The sequence below is a fragment of the Aquamicrobium segne genome (assembly GCF_042656785.1).
GTDB classification, from domain to species: domain Bacteria; phylum Pseudomonadota; class Alphaproteobacteria; order Rhizobiales; family Rhizobiaceae; genus Mesorhizobium; species Mesorhizobium segne.
The window spans coordinates 1-14,213 of the sequence record NZ_JBHSLL010000011.1 but is presented as its reverse complement, the minus strand read 5'-3'; the positions used below and the strand labels follow the sequence as shown (position 1 = coordinate 14,213).

14 protein-coding genes are annotated in these 14,213 nt (G+C 56.8%); 5 read left to right on the top strand and 9 right to left on the bottom strand.

Annotated features, from left to right (window positions below):
* Window positions 1–4: 4 nt before the first annotated feature.
* The 4 genes from sucC to ACFPLB_RS02670 all read right to left on the bottom strand — a co-directional run bounded on the left by sucC (window position 5) and on the right by ACFPLB_RS02670 (window position 4,214).
* Window positions 5–1,201, bottom strand: a complete 1,197-nt coding sequence (sucC, locus tag ACFPLB_RS02685) for an ADP-forming succinate--CoA ligase subunit beta (protein WP_378227735.1) — start codon at window positions 1,199–1,201, stop codon at window positions 5–7.
* Between the two features lie 17 nt (window positions 1,202–1,218).
* Window positions 1,219–2,187, bottom strand: a complete 969-nt coding sequence (mdh, locus tag ACFPLB_RS02680; protein WP_378227733.1) for a malate dehydrogenase — start codon at window positions 2,185–2,187, stop codon at window positions 1,219–1,221.
* 250 nt (window positions 2,188–2,437) lie between these two features.
* Complete coding sequence (gene zapE, locus ACFPLB_RS02675) at window positions 2,438–3,631, bottom strand: cell division protein ZapE (protein WP_378227731.1); 1,194 nt, start codon at window positions 3,629–3,631, stop codon at window positions 2,438–2,440.
* Window positions 3,632–3,674: 43 nt separating this feature from the next.
* Window positions 3,675–4,214, bottom strand: a complete 540-nt coding sequence (locus tag ACFPLB_RS02670) for a protease inhibitor Inh/omp19 family protein (RefSeq protein WP_378227729.1) — start codon at window positions 4,212–4,214, stop codon at window positions 3,675–3,677.
* 342 nt (window positions 4,215–4,556) lie between these two features.
* Between ACFPLB_RS02670 and dapF the strand changes: the two genes are divergently transcribed.
* The 4 genes from dapF to ACFPLB_RS02650 all read left to right on the top strand — a co-directional run bounded on the left by dapF (window position 4,557) and on the right by ACFPLB_RS02650 (window position 8,769).
* The gene (gene dapF, locus ACFPLB_RS02665) at window positions 4,557–5,438 is read left to right on the top strand and encodes a diaminopimelate epimerase (RefSeq protein WP_378227727.1); all 882 of its coding nucleotides are present in this window, start codon (window positions 4,557–4,559) and stop codon (window positions 5,436–5,438) included.
* A complete protein-coding gene (mtaB, locus tag ACFPLB_RS02660) occupies window positions 5,438–6,736 on the top strand; it encodes a tRNA (N(6)-L-threonylcarbamoyladenosine(37)-C(2))-methylthiotransferase MtaB (RefSeq protein WP_378227726.1) in 1,299 nt (432 codons plus the stop codon). Before dapF ends, mtaB begins: the two co-directional genes overlap by 1 nt.
* 14 nt (window positions 6,737–6,750) lie before the next feature.
* Window positions 6,751–7,953, top strand: coding sequence for a signal recognition particle-docking protein FtsY (gene ftsY, locus ACFPLB_RS02655; RefSeq protein WP_378227725.1), 1,203 nt, complete (start codon window positions 6,751–6,753; stop codon window positions 7,951–7,953).
* 150 nt (window positions 7,954–8,103) lie between these two features.
* Window positions 8,104–8,769, top strand: coding sequence for a septation protein A (locus ACFPLB_RS02650; RefSeq protein ID WP_378227724.1), 666 nt, complete (start codon window positions 8,104–8,106; stop codon window positions 8,767–8,769).
* Between the two features lie 104 nt (window positions 8,770–8,873).
* On the opposite strand, the gene ACFPLB_RS02645 is transcribed toward ACFPLB_RS02650, so the two are convergent.
* The 5 genes from ACFPLB_RS02645 to ACFPLB_RS02625 all read right to left on the bottom strand — a co-directional run bounded on the left by ACFPLB_RS02645 (window position 8,874) and on the right by ACFPLB_RS02625 (window position 11,305).
* Entirely contained in the window at window positions 8,874–9,446 is a 573-nt protein-coding gene (locus ACFPLB_RS02645; protein WP_378227723.1) for a DsbE family thiol:disulfide interchange protein, read from the bottom strand.
* Window positions 9,443–9,613, bottom strand: coding sequence for a heme exporter protein CcmD (ccmD, locus tag ACFPLB_RS02640; protein ID WP_378227722.1), 171 nt, complete (start codon window positions 9,611–9,613; stop codon window positions 9,443–9,445). The genes ACFPLB_RS02645 and ccmD overlap by 4 nt, the downstream gene beginning before the upstream one ends.
* Before the next feature lie 94 nt (window positions 9,614–9,707).
* Window positions 9,708–10,373: a heme exporter protein CcmB gene (gene ccmB / locus ACFPLB_RS02635; protein ID WP_378227721.1), complete on the bottom strand. Its 666-nt coding sequence runs from the start codon at window positions 10,371–10,373 to the stop codon at window positions 9,708–9,710.
* Between the two features lie 33 nt (window positions 10,374–10,406).
* Complete coding sequence (ccmA, locus tag ACFPLB_RS02630; RefSeq protein ID WP_378227825.1) at window positions 10,407–11,018, bottom strand: heme ABC exporter ATP-binding protein CcmA; 612 nt, start codon at window positions 11,016–11,018, stop codon at window positions 10,407–10,409.
* A gap of 101 nt (window positions 11,019–11,119) precedes the next feature.
* Window positions 11,120–11,305 carry a hypothetical protein gene (locus ACFPLB_RS02625; protein ID WP_378227720.1) on the bottom strand — a complete coding sequence of 62 codons (186 nt, stop codon included), beginning with the start codon at window positions 11,303–11,305 and terminating at the stop codon, window positions 11,120–11,122.
* On the opposite strand from ACFPLB_RS02625, the gene acnA reads away from it, so the two are divergent.
* The gene (acnA, locus tag ACFPLB_RS02620) at window positions 11,306–13,996 is read left to right on the top strand and encodes an aconitate hydratase AcnA (protein WP_378227719.1); all 2,691 of its coding nucleotides are present in this window, start codon (window positions 11,306–11,308) and stop codon (window positions 13,994–13,996) included.
* Window positions 13,997–14,213 lie beyond the last annotated feature (217 nt).

Genomic DNA, 14,213 nt, shown 5'->3' with positions numbered 1-14,213 from the left:
TGGTTCAGTTTCCCTTAACGGCCTTGACGATCTTCTGGGCGGCATCATCCAGATCATCGGCGGAGATGACATTGAGCCCGCTCTCATTGATGATCTTCTTGCCCAGTTCGACATTGGTGCCTTCAAGGCGCACCACCAGCGGTACTTTCAGGCCCACTTCCCTGACGGCCGCCACAACACCTTCGGCAATGACATCGCATTTCATGATGCCGCCGAAAATATTGACCAGAATGCCTTCAACGCGCGGGTCGGCCGTGATGATCTTGAATGCCGCGGCAACTTTTTCCTTGCCAGCACCGCCGCCCACATCACAGAAATTGGCAGGCTCGGCCCCGTAGAGCTTGATGATGTCCATGGTGGCCATGGCAAGGCCCGCGCCATTGACCATGCAGCCGATATTGCCATCGAGCGCAACATAGGCAAGGTCCCATTTCGAGGCCTCGATTTCCTTGGAATCCTCCTCGGTCTCGTCGCGCAATTCCTTCACATCATCATGGCGGAACAGGGCATTGCCGTCGAAGGAAACCTTGGCGTCGAGAACGCGCAGGCGACCATTTTCCATGACGATCAGCGGGTTGATTTCCAGAAGGCTCATGTCCTTTTCGGTAAAAGCCCTGTAGAGAAGCGGAAACAGCTTCTTGCCGTCTTCTGCGGCTTCGCCCGACAGTTTCAGCGCTGCATTGAGCGCATTCACGTCGGCGTCGCTCACCCCGGTTTCAGGGTCGATGGCAATTGTGATGATCTTTTCAGGCGTGGCTTCGGCAACCGCCTCAATGTCCATGCCGCCCTCGGTCGAGACGACAAAAGCAACACGGCCGACAGTGCGATCAACCAGCAGCGACAGATAAAGCTCGCGGTCAATATCGGCGCCATCTTCGATATAGAGGCGGTTGACCTGCTTGCCGGCATCGCCGGTCTGCTTGGTCACCAGCGTGTTGCCCAGCATCTCGTTGGCATTGGCGACAACTTCTTCAACCGATTTGGCCAGGCGCACACCGCCCTTGGCGTCGGGCGGCAATTCCTTGAACCTGCCCTTGCCGCGACCACCGGCATGGATCTGGCTCTTGACCACATAAAGCGGACCCGGAAGCGATTTTGCGGCAGCTTCGGCTTCAGAGGCCGACAGAATGGCAACACCGTCAGCGACAGGTGCGCCATAGGCTTTCAGGAGCTGCTTGCCCTGATATTCATGGATATTCATTTACAAGCCTCTCTTGATTATTTTTGGGCAAGTTGCGGTGCAATGCCCAGACACGCCTCGGTGAGGCTCTGGACGGCAGCAAGTGACTTGTCGAACATGGCCTGTTCCTGACCATTGAATTCCAGTTCGATAATGCGCTCCACGCCGCCTGCGCCAATCACCACGGGAACACCGACATAGGTGTCTTTCACACCATATTGGCCATTGAGATGCGCAGCACAAGGCAGCACGCGCTTCTTGTCTTTCAGATAGCTCTCGGCCATGGCGATGGCAGAGGCTGCCGGAGCATAATAGGCCGAGCCGGTCTTGAGCAGGCCGACAATCTCGCCGCCACCCTTGCGGGTGCGCTCGACAATGGCGTCCAGTTTTTCCTGTGAGGTCCAGCCCATCTTGACCAGATCAGGCAGCGGCACACCGGCAACGGTGGAATAGCGAACCATCGGCACCATGTCGTCACCATGGCCGCCCAGCGTCATGGCTGAAACATCCTCGACCGAGACATTGAATTCTTCGGCAAGAAAATAGCGGAAACGGGCGGAATCAAGAACGCCTGCCATGCCCACAACCTGATTTCTGGGCAGGCCGGAGAACTTTTGCAACGCCCAGACCATGGCGTCGAGCGGGTTGGTGATGCAGATGACAAAGGCGTTCGGCGCATATTTGGCAATACCTGCGCCAACCTGTTCCATCACTTTCAGATTGATACCTAAAAGATCGTCGCGGCTCATGCCGGGCTTGCGCGGCACACCGGCAGTGACGATGCACACATCGGCACCTTCAATGCCAGCATAGTCATTGACGCCGGTATAGCGGGCGTCAATGCCTTCAACCGGTGAAGATTCGGCAATATCGAGACCTTTGCCCTGCGGAATGCCCTCGGCAATGTCGAATAAGATAACATCGCCCAGCTCTTTCAATCCGATCAGATGGGCGAGCGTGCCGCCGATCATGCCGGAGCCAATCAGTGCAATTTTCTTGCGTGCCATATCAGGACGGTTCCTTGTGCTGTGAGCGCGCCGCGATGGCGCAAAATGGCAACCGGATCATGGATGGCGCCATAAAATTTCGCTGCACCCATAGCGCTGACCCCAAAAAAATTCAAACGGTTAATTTGAAGTCTGAAATTTCAATCGTTTAGAACAGGTTTGAGTTACGTTAACGTCAATATTTTTTGAAGTTTTAATTATTGTCCAGCAGCTATGAGCCAAAAATTGTCGCCAAATAATGGCGGACGGCTCAAGGATTTTTGTCCGCATTCTTTTCCGGTGTTGTTTTGCGGTTTGCCCACATGTCGCGCCAGTCATGGCTTTGCATTTCGATGAGGCGCGAAATGGTGCGGTCAAATTCAAACGCTTCGGTGCCGTTGCGGCCTGTATAAAGGCGGGTTGGCGGGGCCGCAGCACTCAGCACCAGGCGTAATTTCTGATCGTAAATCACGTCAATCAGCAGGATAAAACGTTTGGCCTCATTGCGCCGGGTTTCATCGAGCACCGGAACATGGTCGATGAAGATCGTGGAATAATGCGTGGCAATGGCCAGATAATCGCGCGCGCCCAATGGCTTTTCGCACAGATCGGCAAAATTGAAGCGAGCGGCATCGCCCGCAGCGCACGGAATTTTTATGCTGCGGCCCTTGAGAGCAATGCTGGCCGGTTGGCTGATCTGGCCTTCGGTCATCATCTCCCAGGCGCTATCAAGTGCAGCGTCGGCGCTTGCATCGGCGGGGGTGATGTAAACCGGCAGGCTGTTTAGTTTTTCCAGCCGGTAGTCGGTGCCGATGTCGAGGCTCAACACTTCGGCATGGCGTTCCAGAATGGCAATGAAGGGCAGGAAAAGCTGGCGGTTCAGGCCATTATGGTAGAGATTTTGCGGGGCAACATTGGAGGTGGCCACCAGCACCACGCCCTGCTCGAACAGGGCGGAAAACAGCCGTGACAGGATCATGGCGTCAGCAATATCGGTCACGGCAAATTCATCGAAACACAAGACCCAGGCTTCTTCAGCCAATGCGCGCGCCACAGGCGCGATGGGGTCGTCTTCTGACGTGCTGCCAGCCAAGCGCGCCTGCCGGTGCTTCTGGATGCGGTCTTGCACATCGGCCATGAAGTCATTGAAATGAGCGCGGCGCTTTTTGCGTGCTGGCACCATGTCAAAGAACATATCCATTAACATGGTCTTGCCGCGCCCGACGCCGCCATGGATGTAGAGGCCACGGATTGTGGCTTTTTTCTCTTGTCTTTTGGCAAACAGCCAGCCAAGCGCGCTGGATTTTCGGGTCAGCCGTTTCTGCGCAATTTCGTCAATGAGCCGGTCGAGCCGGTCGGCAATGACAAGTTGCGCCTCGTCACGGCGAACCGCCCCGGTTTCGACGCGGTGCAGGTAATTTTTCCTGACGGTTGCGCGGATCTGGAGACCGTCTTGCAGACGCATATTATGCTTGCCGTAGGTTGCCCGTCAGTTCCGGGAGATTGATTTAGCGGGTTAGTGAAATGGGCAGGCCATTGGTGGTCTGGCCATCAAAGCGGCCGCCGGAGGAATAAAGCTGGGCAAGGGCGCCGCCATCCTGATCATAAAGGGTCAGTTGCTTGCCGGACACATTCCACGATTTCACATTATCAACCGGGGCCGGGCAGCGCAGCGGGCCTGCCCGGTATCCTTGTCCGAATTTGGTTTGCGGGGTTGCCACCTTGCAGCTCTGGCCGCTGAGATTGACGGTCCAGACACCGGCAACGCTTGAAGGCGTCAGGTCTGCGGCTCCTTCAGGTGCGCCGCCACCGGGTGTCAGTGAGGCCATTTGCGGGTCTGGCTGGGGAGCGGCGGGAAATTGTGAGGGGTCATAGGAGGCTTGCGGGCCACTGGGTGGCGGAAGCTGAGCGGACGAAACGGTGCCGGAGGGGGAAGCCTGAAGCGGTTCGGGCCGCGTATCCATGGAAGAAAAGCGCGAACTTGTGCAGCCGCTTGCCAAAAGAGCCGCACCGATTGCCGCAACTGCGCTTACTCTTAGAAATGCCATAACCACCTCCGCAGGCCCGCAGGCCCGTTACCAAACTCAAGCCTTACCCAATCCGGTGAAGGTGGCAGAATTTCAACGCCATATGGTTAAAATTCGGTTTGTATTTACAACTGTTGTATTTTTACATCATCGCACGGAGGCACACAAAGGCAATTGTCCGACCTCTTTTACATGTCGCAGGCATGGCTTCATGGTGCCCATGTTGCCTTTGCAAGGGGCTGCGCACTGGTAATTGGTGCTGATTTCCGCCATATAACGCGCAAAGCCATGCTGGCCGAAAACCGGGTCAGGTTGAGGCATAAAGACATGCACAAAATAAAAATGACTGGAAGTAAAACGCCAATGGCAGGCTTAGCCCCTTTTGCCAGAATGAACGGCATCGGCAACAAGATTATTGTTGCCGATATGCGTGGCCGTGCCGACCGCATCTTACCGCAGGCCGCACTGGTGTTGGCGGCTGATCCTGTCATGCATTTCGATCAGATTATGGCCGTTTATGATGCGCGCATACCGGGCACCGATTATTTCATTGAAATTCTCAATCAGGATGGGTCTTTTGCGCAAGCCTGTGGCAATGGCACACGCTGCGTGGTGCAGATGCTGGCGCTGGCGACGGGCAAAAGCGCTTTTACCTTTGAGACAATTGCCGGCATTCTCAATGCGCATAGTAACGAAGATGGTTCGATTTCGGTTGATATGGGAAAACCCCGTTTTGACTGGCAGGAAATCCCGCTTGCAGAAGAGTTTCGTGACACACGTATGATCGAATTGCAGGTCGGGCCGATCGATGCTCCGGTGCTGCATTCTCCATCTGCCGTTTCAATGGGCAATCCGCATGTCATCTTCTGGGTGGATGAAGATGTGTGGTCTTATGAACTCGACCGCTTCGGGCCGATGCTGGAGCATCATCCGCTGTTTCCCGAGCGCGTTAATATCACCATTGCGCAGTTGAGCGGGCCTGATCATCTGATAATCCGCACCTGGGAGCGGGGGGCGGGGCTGACAAAAGCCTGTGGAACGGCAGCCTGTGCTGCCGCCGTGTCGGCCGCGCGCACCCGCCGCACCGGCCGCAGCGTGTCGTTAACCGCACCCGGTGGAGCGCTTCAGGTTGACTGGCGCGAGGATGACCATGTTGTGCTGACAGGTGCGGTGGAAATGGAATTTACCGGCTATTTTGAACCCGAAACCGGCAAATGGTCGCGCAATGGAGAAGGTCTGGCCTGATGGGTGAGGACGCAAAGGGCATAGAGGTCGTCACTTTCGGCTGCCGGTTGAACACCTATGAATCAGAGGTGATGCGCCGGGAGGCCAGTGCTGCCGGGCTTGGCGAACTGGAGGGCGGGGCCATCATCTTCAACACCTGTGCGGTGACCGCAGAAGCGGTGCGCCAGGCGCGGCAGTCGATCCGCAAGGCCCGGCGTGAAAATCCGCAGGCGCGCATTATCGTCACCGGCTGCGCGGCTCAAACCGGGCCGCAGGAATTTGTGGCCATGGATGAGGTTGATCTTGTTCTGGGCAATGAGGAAAAGCTGCACAGCCATTCCTATCGCGCCTTGCCGGATTTTGGTGTCAATCAGTTTGAAAAAGCCCGCGTCAACGACATATTCTCGGTGCGTGAGACGGCGTTTCATATGGTCGATGCCATTGAAGGGCGCGCCAGAGCCTTCGTGCAGGTGCAAAATGGCTGTGACCATCGCTGCACCTTCTGCATCATTCCCTATGGGCGGGGCAATTCACGCTCGGTACCGATGGGGGGCGTGGTGGAGCAGGTGAAGCGGCTGGCGGGCAATGGCTATGCCGAAGTGGTGCTGTCGGGGGTTGATATGACCAGCTATGGCGCTGACCTGCCGGGTGCGCCAAAGCTGGGGCGGCTGGTGAAGACCATTCTGACGCAAGTGCCTGATGTGAAGCGGTTGCGGCTGTCATCGATTGATTCGATTGAGGCCGATGACGAGCTTCTCGACGCGATTGCCACACAAAAGCGGTTGATGCCGCATCTGCACCTGTCCTTGCAGGCAGGTGACGATCTGACCCTGAAGCGCATGAAGCGCCGGCATTTGCGCGCTGATTCCATCCGTTTTTGCGAGCAGGTGCGCAAGCTGCGGCCCGACATTGTGTTTGGTGCAGATATTATTGCCGGGTTTCCCACCGAAACCGAGGACATGTTCCAGCGTTCGCTGGATATTGTCGAGGAGTGTGGCCTGACCCATCTGCATGTCTTTCCCTTCAGCCCGCGTGAAGGAACACCGGCAGCGCGTATGCCGCAGGTCGCCCGCGAGGTGGTGAAGGAGCGGGCAGCACGGCTGCGGGCGGTGGGCGATGCTGCCTATCGCCACCATCTGGATTTGCTTGCCGGAACGTCTCAGTCAATATTGATTGAGCGCGAAGGGCTTGGCCGCACGGAAGGATTTACGCTGGCTGCTATCGGGGCAGGTCAGCCCGGCGAGATTATCGAAGCGGTGGTGACGGGCCATGATGGCGCACAGCTTCAGGCGGTGCCGCGTGCCGCATATGCGGCCTGAGGTCGAGGAAATTCATGGCGTTCAACTTCATCAAGAAGGTTTTTTCCTTCGGCAACAAGCAGGCGGAACAAGCGCAGGAACCGGTTCCTGAAGCAGAGGCTGTGCTTGCGCCAGAGACTTTGCCTGAAATCGTGACAGAGGCCTTTCCTGCCGAACCGGAAATTGTTGGTCTCGAAGAGCCAGAGCCAGAGCCAGAGCCAGAGCCAGAGCCAGAGCTGAAACCCGTCATCAAAAAAGTGACGGTGGCAAAAAAGGTGGAAGAAAAGGTGCTTGAACAGGCCGCACCTGTAGAAGCGCCTAAAAAACCATGGTTCCAGCGCATGCGCGAGGGGTTGTCGCGCTCCTCACGCGAACTTTCGGGCAATATTGCCGGTGTCTTTACCCGGCGCAAGCTTGATGACGACACGCTGCAGGATCTGGAAGATGTGCTGATCCGCGCCGATCTTGGGATTGAGACAGCGCTGCGCGTAACCGATGCGCTGGCCGCCAGCCGCTATGGCAAGGATGTCTCCGATGAGGATGTGCGCGCCGTAATGGCGGCGGAAGTGGAAAAGGTTTTAGGCCCTGTCGCCAGGCCGCTGGAGCTTGACCTTGCCCATAAGCCGCATGTCATTCTCGTGGTCGGTGTCAATGGCACCGGCAAGACCACTACCATTGGCAAGCTGGCGGCCAAGCTGACCGAAGGCGGGCTTTCGGTGATGCTGGCAGCAGGTGATACGTTTCGGGCCGCCGCAATCGAGCAGCTTAAAATCTGGGGCGAGCGCACCCGCTCGCCGGTGATTGCAACAAAACTCGGCGCCGATGCTGCCGGTCTTGCCTATGATGCCTTTAAACAGGCAAAGGCGGCAGGTTCGGATGTGCTGATTATCGATACGGCTGGCCGGTTGCAAAACAGCGCTGAACTGATGGCCGAGCTTGAAAAGATCGTGCGCGTTCTTGGCAAGCTCGACCCGGAAGCACCGCACACCGTGTTGCAGACGGTTGATGCCACCACCGGCCAGAATGCGCTTAATCAGGTGGAGATTTTTCGCAATGTTGCCGGTGTCAACGGGCTGGTGATGACCAAGCTGGATGGTACGGCGCGCGGCGGTATTCTTGTGGCCATTGCGGCCAGGCACAAATTGCCGGTTTATTTCATCGGTGTCGGTGAAGGTGTGGATGATCTGGAACCATTTTCGGCCAATGAATTTGCCAGAGCCATCGCCGGAACCGGCTAGAGCATGATTTTAAAAAAAAGTTGCAGACTTTTTGGATAAAATCATGCGTAAAAACAAATGCTTAAAGCGGGTTTCGTGAATCTGAAAGATTGCGACACGCTTTAACGGACCCGATATGTTAAACGCAATTTTTCAGGTAGCAGCAAGCCAATGAACCAGCCCTTATTCGAGCCTGATCCTTCTTCTGAAGCGCGCAAGGGGGCAAAGGAAGGCCTCAACCCCGTGCTCAAGCTGGCGTTGGAGCTGGGACCGCTCATGGTTTTTTTCTTTGCCAATTCGCGCAGCGATTGGCTGGTGGAAAAAATTCCGGCGCTGGCTGAATTTGGCGGGCCGCTTTTTATTGCCACGGGCCTGTTCATGGCCGCGACCGTGCTGGCGCTGGCCATTTCCTGGTTGCTGACCCGTACCTTGCCGATCATGCCGCTGGTCTCAGGTGTGGTGGTGATGGTGTTTGGCGCGCTGACGCTTTATTTGCAGGATGAGCTTTTCATCAAGATGAAGCCCACAATCGTCAATGTGCTGTTTGGCGCTGTGCTGCTGGGCGGGCTGGCTTTTGGCAAATCGCTGCTTGGCTATGTGTTTGATTCTGCCTTCAGGCTGGATGCTGAGGGCTGGCGCAAGCTGACCTGGCGCTGGGGCTTGTTTTTCCTGTTTCTGGCGCTGCTCAACGAGGTGGTCTGGCGGTTGTTTTCAACCGATTTCTGGGTGGCGTTCAAGGTGTGGGGCACCATGCCGATCACCATTGCCTTTACCATGAGCCAGATGCCGCTGATCATGCGCCATTCGCTCGACGAGCCTGCTGCGAAGAAGAAATAGATTAGAGCCTGTCTCCTGAATTGGGAACCAATTTCAGGATAAAGACATGCGTAAAAACAAGGACCTAAAGCAGGTCGTATGAATCTGAAAGATCGCGACCTGCGTTAAGACGCCGCCAGCGCCTTTTCGATTTCGGGCATGAGCCTGTCACGCAAGGAGGCAGGTGTCAGCGGACCGACATGCTTGTAGGAAATGCGCCCGTCCTTGCCGAGAACAAAAGTTTCCGGCACGCCATAAACGCCCCAATAAATACCGGCCCGGCCATTTTCATCCGCGCCGATGGCGCTGTAAGGATTGCCAAGCTCGGTCAGAAACTGCAACGCATTGGCGGGCTTGTCCTTATAGTTAAGGCCGGTCACGACAAAACGTCCGTCGCGCCCCAGTTCCATCATCATCGGGTGTTCGTCGCGGCAGGGCACGCACCATGAGGCAAATACATTGACCAGAGTTACCTGGCCCTCAAATTCTTTTGAATCAAGGCCAGGCAGATTGGAGCCGGAAAGCGGCGGTAGTTGAGTTTCGGGCGCCGGTTCGCCAATCAGGGCCGAGGGAAGTTCGGAAATATCGCGCCCTGACATGAGTTGCATCAGGAAGATGCCGCTCAAGGTCAAAAAAACACCCAGCGGCAGCAGAAAAATCAGCCGCCGTGAGCGCGTCTGGGGGGGCTGCCGACTCATGATTTTTCAGCCTTCCTGGCAGAGCGGCGACGAATGCCTGCTGCTTCCAGTTGTGCAAGTTCGCGACGGCGCGCGTGCTGGTCCAGCAAGACCCATCCGATCAGACCTGCCAGCACCAGAAAGGTGATGCCATAGGCGGCGGCGACATAAAGATCATGCGTGGTCATGGTCGCACCTGAGGTGTCTTTCTGCAATCTGGTTCTGATTTAAGAACATTCAGCATGGTTTGTTTTTCTTAGACTGGGGCAGCGTCCCATGCAATCAGTCGCTGCTGCGGCGTAACGCCAGCGCAGCCCCCAGTGGCCCGATGACAGCCAGAAACAGGGTCAGCGCGACAAGGATCAAAAAAGGCTGAAGGAAGGGCGCAGGGTCTTGCGTGGCGCCATAGCTTGCCGAAACGCCAAAGATCAGGGCCGGAATGGTCAGTGGCAGCACAAGGATCGAGATCAGCAGGCCGCCACGAGGCAGGGCAACAGCAACAGCCGCCCCCACCGCACCGATAAAGGTGATGGCCGGGGTGCCGACAAGCAGGGTCAGGGCGGTTGCGCCGATCGCCAGCGGCTCCATATTCATGAACAGGCCAAGCAGGGGCGAGGCAATGACCAGTGGCAGCACTGATCCGGCCCAATGGGCCAGGCATTTGATCAATACGGTCAGCGCCAGCATGTGGCGGTCGGCCTCCAGAACCAGAAGGTCGAGAGAGCCGTCTTCACGGTCGGCCTGAAACAGGCGATCAAGGCCGAGTAGCGATGCCAGCAGGGCACCGATCCACAGAAATGCCGGGCCGATGCGCGCCAGCAGATTGAGGTCTGGCCCGACACCGAAAGGAATAGTGGCGATGACGGCAAGAAAGAAGATGATGCCGGTCAGCGCACCGCCGCCAACGCGCAGGGAAAGGCGCAGGTCACGCAGGAAAAGCGCCCACATTATCTTGTTCTCCTGTTGAAATCGGCAACTGTCTCAGCCACGCCATGTATCTCCCATGCGCAGTTCCTCAGCCTTGATACCAAGCGGCAGATGCGTTGCGGCAAGGATGATGCCTGAAGTATCAAGATGCCGCTTCATCAGGGCAGCCAGCCGTGTCTCGGAGGCTTTGTCGAGACCGGCGGTCGGTTCGTCAAGCAGCCAGACGGGCCGGTGGCTGGTCAGCAACCGGGCAAGGGCGGCGCGCCGCTTCTGGCCGGTGGACAGATAGCCAAACGGCAGATGTCCGACATGGCCAAGCTCCACCTCGTCCAGCGCCTCGGCGATGCCAAGAGCGGGTTCTCCCATGAAATGCTGCCAGAATTGAAGATTCTCATTCACGCTCAGCGCTGTTTTCATGGCGTTGAGATGGCCGACATAGTGGCAGGCTGCTGCCGGTGTCGGCCAGTTGTCGCCCGCGCCTTCCAGCCGCATCTGGCCTTCCATGGCAGGCAGGAGACCGGCAATCACACGCAACAAGGTGGATTTTCCAGAACCGTTCGGGCCGGTGATGACCAGTGCCTGACCGCTTTCCACTGTAAAGCTGATTTGAGCAAAGATGGGGTCACCGCCACGCTCTGCGCTCAGATTATCGCCAATCAGCCGCATGGGCCCGGTTTTTGTGGTTCGTTGCATTGCGTTAGGTTCCGCTGTGGCAAAAATACCTGAATGTCGTCTAGAACTATTCTACAATAATCTCTATATGCAGCTTACCAACCCCAGCGGTCGGGGAAGGAAACCATATTGCGCCGGATCGGTGCGCGAGCCGCCTTGAACGGCCCGAGCGCTTGGGAGCGGACAGCGGAAATGGCCGTACCCGCACCTTTGCGCGTGATGAGCATGCCATCGGAGTTCGCTGCCCACTCGGCTGAACTGATTTTAAGATGGGGTCGCACGTGTCCAAATCTCTCGATAGTTTCAATTGTCGCCGCACCTTGACCGCTGCTGGCGCTGAATATGTTTATTATGATCTGACCGAGGCCGAAAAGAACGGCCTTGCCGGTATTTCCCGACTTCCCTACTCGATGAAAGTGCTGCTGGAAAATCTGCTGCGCAACGAGGATGGCCGCTCTGTCACCAAGGAGTCGATCAAGGCTGTTGCTGCCTGGCTGACTGACAAGGGCACTGCCGGTGTGGAAATTGCTTATCGTCCGGCGCGTGTTCTGATGCAGGATTTTACCGGTGTGCCAGCCGTGGTCGATTTGGCTGCCATGCGCGATGGTCTGGTAGCACTTGGTGGCGATCCGCAAAAGATCAATCCGCTGGTGCCGGTTGATCTGGTCATCGACCACTCGGTCATTGTTGACGAATTCGGTACGCCGATGGCTTTTGCCCGCAATGTCGAGCTGGAATATGAGCGCAATGAAGAGCGCTACAAATTCCTGAAATGGGGCCAGCAGGCATTTGACAATTTCCGCGTCGTGCCGCCGGGCACCGGCATCTGCCATCAGGTGAATCTTGAATATCTGGGGCAGGTGGTCTGGACGAAGGACGAGGATGGCACAACTACGGCCTATCCCGACACATGCGTGGGCACCGATTCCCATACCACCATGATCAATGGTCTTGGCGTTCTGGGCTGGGGCGTGGGTGGCATTGAGGCTGAAGCCGCCATGCTTGGCCAGCCTGTTTCCATGCTTTTGCCCGAAGTGATCGGCTTTCGCCTGACCGGCAAGGTGAAGGAAGGCGTCACCGCCACCGACCTTGTGCTCACCGTCACCCAGATGCTGCGCAAGAAGGGCGTTGTCGGCAAGTTCGTTGAATTTTATGGCCCCGGCCTTTCCAACATGACGCTGGCCGACCGCGCCACCATTGGCAATATGGCTCCTGAATATGGCGCAACCTGCGGCTTCTTCCCTGTCGATGACGAAACGCTGCGCTATCTGACCATATCCGGCCGCAATGAAGATCGTATTGCGCTGGTTGAGGCCTATTCCAAGGCGCAGGGCATGTGGCGCGATACTGATTCGGCCGAGCCGGTGTTTACCGATACGCTGGAACTGGATCTGAGCACGGTTGTGCCGTCCATGGCCGGCCCCAAGCGCCCTGAAGGCCGTGTTGCGCTGGAAGAAATTCCTGCCGGTTTTGCGCAGGCGATGGAGACCGAATACAAGAAGGTTGCCGATCTTTCCAAACGCTACGCGGTTGAGGGCGAAGATTATGACCTTGGCCATGGCGATGTGGTGATTGCAGCCATCACCTCGTGCACCAACACCTCCAACCCGTCAGTGCTGATTGGCGCTGGTCTTCTGGCCCGCAATGCCAACCGCCTTGGCCTGAAGCCGAAGCCATGGGTCAAGACATCGCTGGCTCCGGGCTCGCAAGTGGTTGCTGAATATCTGGAAAAAGCAAGCCTGCAAAAGGAACTGGATCAGGTTGGCTTCAATCTGGTCGGGTTTGGCTGCACCACCTGTATCGGCAATTCCGGCCCGCTGCCTGCCCCGGTTTCCAAGACCATCAATGACAAGGATCTGATTGCTGCGGCAGTGCTTTCCGGCAATCGCAACTTTGAGGGGCGCGTATCGCCGGATACGCAGGCAAACTATCTGGCCTCGCCGCCGCTGGTGGTTGCCCATGCGCTGGCCGGAACGGTAACAAAGGACCTGACTACGGAACCGCTGGGTGAGGACCGTGATGGAAATCCGGTCTATCTGCGTGATATCTGGCCGACTTCGGCCGAGATTCAGGAGTTCATCGAAAAGAACGTCACCCGCGAGCTTTTCGCCCGTAAATATGCGGATGTCTTCAAGGGCGATGAAAACTGGCAGAAGGTGCAGGCGCCCAGCAGCCAGACCTATACCTGGGACAACAGCTCGACCTATGTGCAAAACCCGCCCTACTTTGCCGGGATGGGCAAGAAGGCCGGCGCCATTTCGGACATCAAGGGCGCGCGTGTCCTGGGTCTGTTTGGCGACAAGATCACCACCGACCATATTTCGCCAGCCGGATCGATCAAGGCTGCTTCACCTGCGGGCAAATATCTGATGGATCATGGCGTCAAGGCGGCTGATTTCAACCAGTATGGCACACGCCGCGGCAATCATGAGGTGATGATGCGCGGCACATTCGCCAATATCCGCCTGCGCAACCACATGCTGGGCGAGAACGGCAGGGAAGGGGGCTACACGATCCACTATCCTTCCAAGGAAGAGATGTCGATTTATGACGCGGCCATGGAGTATAAGAAGGAGAATGTGCCACTGGTGGTCTTTGCCGGTGTTGAATATGGCAATGGCTCATCGCGTGACTGGGCGGCCAAGGGCACCAATCTTCTGGGCATCCGGGCCGTGATTGCCCAGTCATTCGAGCGGATCCATCGCTCCAATCTGGTTGGCATGGGGGTTATCCCCTTCGTCTTCGAGGATGGCGCTTCCTGGGCCACGCTCAATCTCAAGGGCGACGAAACGGTCGAAATCGATGGTGTGGAAAATATCAAACCGCGTCAGAAAATGGTGGCGAAGGTGACTTATGCCGATGGCTCGGTCAAGGAGGTGCCGATTCTGTGCCGCATCGATACGCTTGATGAGCTGGACTACTACAAGAATGGCGGCATCTTGCAATATGTGCTGCGGAGTCTGGCTGTATAAGTCCGCATAGCATTTTGCAGACGATAAAAGGCCGCCGGGTTAGAGCATCGGACCAAAAAGTGGAATCGGTTTTTGGATAATTCCGATGCTCATTCAAAGAGTTAGAGCGTCCTTTGTGCGTCCGACAGGACGCGCGGCGCTCTAGGCCACCGACTCATTTTCTTTGATCCATATTCGGATTGCGGCGAGTTGGACTGAAGCGAGGAAATTGTCGTCA